Raw genomic sequence first — 4,072 nt, 5'->3', positions numbered from 1 at the left:
CCTGGGCCCTCACCCGCGCCCAGCTCTACCGCGAACTCGACCACCGCCTCGAGGCCATGGCCGGCGGGGCCGGGCGGGTCGCCGGCCATGGCCTCGAGGCGGTGGTCGAGTTCGCGGTAGAGCTGGGCGCGGGTGAGGGCCCAGGACGCGGCGGCGCAGGCGGCGACGGCGAGGGCGACGGCGATCGCGGTGAGCAGGGCGAGGCGGGCGCGCAGCGTCAGCCGTCCGACGCGGCGGGTCACGGGCGCGCCGCCCGCGGCGCGGGCCCGCCCGTGCCCGCGGGGGCGGGCGTCGGCGGGGCGGGCTTCATGTGCACACGGTAATCGGCGCCGGTGAGGGGCCCGTCCGCGGACGGGCGTTTTTCATGGAGTTCTCAGACGGCGCCGCGGCGCGGCGGGTTCACCGGTCGGTCGCGGCGGCCCACGGGTCGCCGCCGGGCTCCTCGCCGCCCTGCCCGCGGCGCCCGCCTGCGGGCCCGGCTCCGGCTCCGGTCGGGGCGTCGGGTTCGACGGTGCTCTCGACGACGACGGGGCGGGACGGGGCCGGCCCGGCGCCGGGCGCGGGGCGGGTGGCGGTGACCCAGGTGGTCTTCATGGTGTCGACGACGACGTCGCGGGCGACGTCCCAGACCATGCCGCGCAGCCGTTCCTTCATGGCCAGCTTGACGGCCTCGCGCAGCAGTTCGGCCATGACCGCCTCGATGGCCGCGGCGGCGGTGCGGGACGCGGCGCGCACGGCCAGGTCGCGGGCGGTGCGGGCGACGGCGCTGCCGGCGGCCGCGGCGAGCAGGTCGCCGGCCGAGCGGGCGGTGCCGCTGCCGGCGGCGCGGGCGAGCGCGTCGGCCAGGGGGCGCAGTTCGGCGGCGTACTCCGAGCGGCCCGCGGCGGCGCCCGCGCGGTCGCGGACGGCGGCGGCCAGGTCGCGGGCGGCGTCGGCCGCGGTGTCGCGCACGACGCGGGCGGCGACGTCGCGTCCGGCGTCCAGGACGGCGTCGGCGGCGGCCTCGGCGACCGCGTCCACGGCGGCGTCGGCGACGGCGCGGGTGGCGGCCTGCACGGCGGGCGCGGACGCGGACGCCGACACGGTCGCGACGGTCGCGGACACGCCGCGTCCGGCCATGTCCAGGGCGGTGGCGGTGGCGGCGCGGGCGAGGGGGTTGCGGGCGGCGAAGCGGCGCGCGGCGAGCGCCATGGGGTGCTTGGCGACTTCGGCGGCGGCCTGCTCGGCGAGGGTCATCGCGCCGGTCGCGGCCTCGAACGCGGTCGCGGTGGCCGGGTGCGCGGCGGCGGCGGTGCGGGCCTCGGTGACGGCGCGCTCGGCGGCCGACGTCGCGATCTTCACGGCGGCGTCGCGGGCGGCGCGCTCGGCGGCGGCCATGGCGGGCGTCCCGGCGAGCTGGTCGACGATGCGGGACGCGGCGAGCCCGGCGGCGTCGCGGGCGGCGCGGCGGACGGGGTCGCCGGCGGTGACGGCGAACCGCGCGGCGCCGGCGGCCGCGGGGGCCAGTTCGTCCCACAGCTCCTCGAGGCGCGCCGCGGCGGCCCGGTCGAGGCGGGCGAGAGCGCCGTCCCCGGCGTCGGCCGCGGTGTCGGGTGCCGCGGTGTCGGGTGCCGCGGTGTCGGGGGCCGGCGTGTCGGGCGTCCGGGTGTCGCCGGTCGCCCGGTCAGGGGCCCGCCGGGTGGACGGTTCGGGCGCCTGGTCGTGCCTGGGGGACGGTACCGGCGCACCGGCCCGCTGCACGTTCTCGTCCACGACCACGCCCCTTTATCACGGTCACGTCTCCTCAAATCACCATAACCGCCGCGCGGTCCCCGAAGTTCCCGCCGCTCGCGGCGCCGGGGCGCAAAAGAGGTGGCACGGGGGCGTGCGGGCCCGATAAAGTACGCGGTCGGAACCGAAGGGAGGTGGGGTGCATGGCCGTCATCGCGGTCGCTGCTGCGCGCAGCGCTCAGGCCGACCTCATCTTCCGGGCCTCGGGCTGATTCCACGTTCCGGTGCGCCGTCGGCGCGCCCGCCCGAGCGCCCCTTCATGTGAAGGGTTCCGAACCGTTGTCTCACTTCTCCGGTGGGTCTCCCCTGTCCGCGTACGGCTGGGACGAGACCCTCGAGGACGATTTCTCCGTTCATCTCGCCGCGGGGCTGGCGCCCGCGCGGGTGGTCGCGGTGCATCGCGGGCTGTGCGAGGTGGTCACCGCCGACGGCCCCGTGCTCGCGGTGACGCCGCGTGCGGGCCGTCCGGATCCGGTGGCGGCGCCGTGCACGGGCGACTGGGCGGCGCTGCGCCCGGCCGCCGGCCCTGCGCCGCGCACCCCCGCCCCCGACACCGAGGCCGCGTCCGGCGCGGAATCGGCCGGGGCGGGCGGGCGTCCGGTGCTGGCGGCGCTGCTGCCGCGCCGGACCGCGATCGTGCGGGCCGGCGCGTCGCGCGACTCGCGCGGGCAGGTGCTCGCGGCGAACGTCGACACCGTGGCGGTCGCGGTGTCGATGGCGGCGCGCCCGTCGCCGGGGCGGCTCGAGCGGCTGCTGGCGCTGGCGTTCGAGAGCGGCGCGCGGCCGGTGGTGGTGCTCACCAAGGCCGACCGGGCCGATCCGGCGGACGTCGCGGCGGCCGAGGCCGATGCGGCCGCGGCGGCCCCGGGCGTGGACGTCGTGTCGTGCAGCGCGCTGGCGGGCGACGGCGTGGACGTGGTCCGCGCGGTCCTGACGGGCACGGTGGTGCTGCTGGGGCCGTCCGGTGCGGGCAAGTCGACGCTCGGCAACGCGCTGCTGGGCGACGCGCTGCTGGCGACCGGCGCGGTCCGCGACGGCGACGGCAAGGGCCGGCACACCACGGTGCGGCGGGAGCTGGTGCCGCTGCCGGGCGGCGGCGTGCTGATCGACACGCCGGGTCTGCGGGGCGTGGGCCTGCTGGACGCCGAGGAGGGTCTGCGGCGCACGTTCTCCGACGTCGAGGAGCTGGCCGAGCGGTGCCGGTTCGGCGACTGCGCCCACGAGAGCGAGCCGGGCTGCGCGGTGCTGGCCGCGGTGCAGGACGGCTCGCTGCCGCACCGCCGCCTCGACGGCTACCGCAAGCTGATGCGGGAGAGCGCCTGGGCGGCGGCGCGGTCGGACGCGCGGCTGCGCGCCGAGCGGGAGGGCCGCCGCAAGGCGATCTCGCGGTGGCAGCGGCAGATGTACAAGGAGCGGGGGCGGGACCGCTGACGGCCGGGCCGGTGCCGTGCCGTGCGCGGCCGGAGGCCGCGGCGGGCCGGCCCGCCGGGCCGCCGTCCCCGGCCGCATAGGAGGCGGGCCCGGGGGCGGCGCCGCGCGCTGACGCGGCGCCGCCCCCGGGCCTCGGCCCCGTGGTCGTGTCGGCCCGGTACGGTGCCGGGCCGCACGACCGGTTCGTCCTCTCCTCTCCCTCGGGCGAACCCTGGTCGCGGGCCGCCGGGGGCGGGGGCCGGGCAGGCGGTCACCCGGTCATCGCGCGCCGGGAAGGACCGGGGCCGCCCGGGGGCCGCCTGCGCGCGACTTCACGCTGCCGGCGACCGCCGCCGTGATCGCCGTCAGGGTGCCGAAGATGACCGCCAGCGCCACGGCGACGCCGTCGCCTCCCTCGAAACCGAAGACGAACCGGAGCTGGGAATCCAGGGAGGTCCCCCACAGCAGCGGCGCCAAGAAGACCGACGCCACGACGTACAGCGTGCACAGCCCGCACAGGGTCCATGCGCCGGGGATTCTGCGGGCGAAGGTGAACCCCGCCGGGATCGTCAGCAACCCGGCGCCGACGAGGCCGCCGAGGACGTTCACCACCGCGACGCCGGACCATGCGCCGGTCGGTCCGGCGGCGGTGACGACGTTGTGGAGCGCGAACCAGACGAGCATGGCGGCGGTGAGCACCGCCAGGCCGCCGGCGGCCGTCGCCGCCGCGGTGTTGGCTCTCGGCTCGGCGGGCGGCATGTGCGGGGGCGGGCCGGGTGGGGGGCCGCCGGACGGGTGGCCGCCGGGCGGGGCCGGGCCGGCGGGGTCGGGGGCGGGAGGGGTGGAGCCGGGCTGGAGCAGCGGGCGCTGCTGTGGCGGCGGGGGGTGCTGG

General features: G+C 79.4%; 3 protein-coding genes and 1 pseudogene. 1 reads left to right on the top strand and 3 read right to left on the bottom strand.

From position 1 onward, the window contains the following. Positions 1 to 242: pseudogene (locus DMH08_RS38865) on the bottom strand (hypothetical protein); the annotation flags it as partial. A 157-nt stretch (positions 243 to 399) separates the two neighbouring features. After that, positions 400 to 1,752: a hypothetical protein gene (locus tag DMH08_RS38860; RefSeq protein ID WP_125621243.1), complete on the bottom strand. Its 1,353-nt coding sequence runs from the start codon at positions 1,750 to 1,752 to the stop codon at positions 400 to 402. A gap of 297 nt (positions 1,753 to 2,049) precedes the next feature. On the opposite strand from DMH08_RS38860, the gene rsgA reads away from it, so the two are divergent. Then, on the top strand, positions 2,050 to 3,201 hold the full coding sequence (gene rsgA, locus DMH08_RS38855; RefSeq protein WP_125621241.1) for a ribosome small subunit-dependent GTPase A: 1,152 nt from the start codon (positions 2,050 to 2,052) through the stop codon (positions 3,199 to 3,201). 258 nt (positions 3,202 to 3,459) lie between these two features. On the opposite strand, the gene DMH08_RS38850 is transcribed toward rsgA, so the two are convergent. Next, the coding region (locus tag DMH08_RS38850; RefSeq protein WP_199748229.1) for a hypothetical protein at positions 3,460 to 4,072 on the bottom strand (613 nt) is incomplete at its 5' end.

The sequence above is a fragment of the Actinomadura sp. WAC 06369 genome (genome assembly GCF_003947565.1).
Classification (GTDB): domain Bacteria; phylum Actinomycetota; class Actinomycetes; order Streptosporangiales; family Streptosporangiaceae; genus Spirillospora; species Spirillospora rifamycini.
This window is presented reverse-complemented; position numbering and strand designations above follow the sequence as displayed.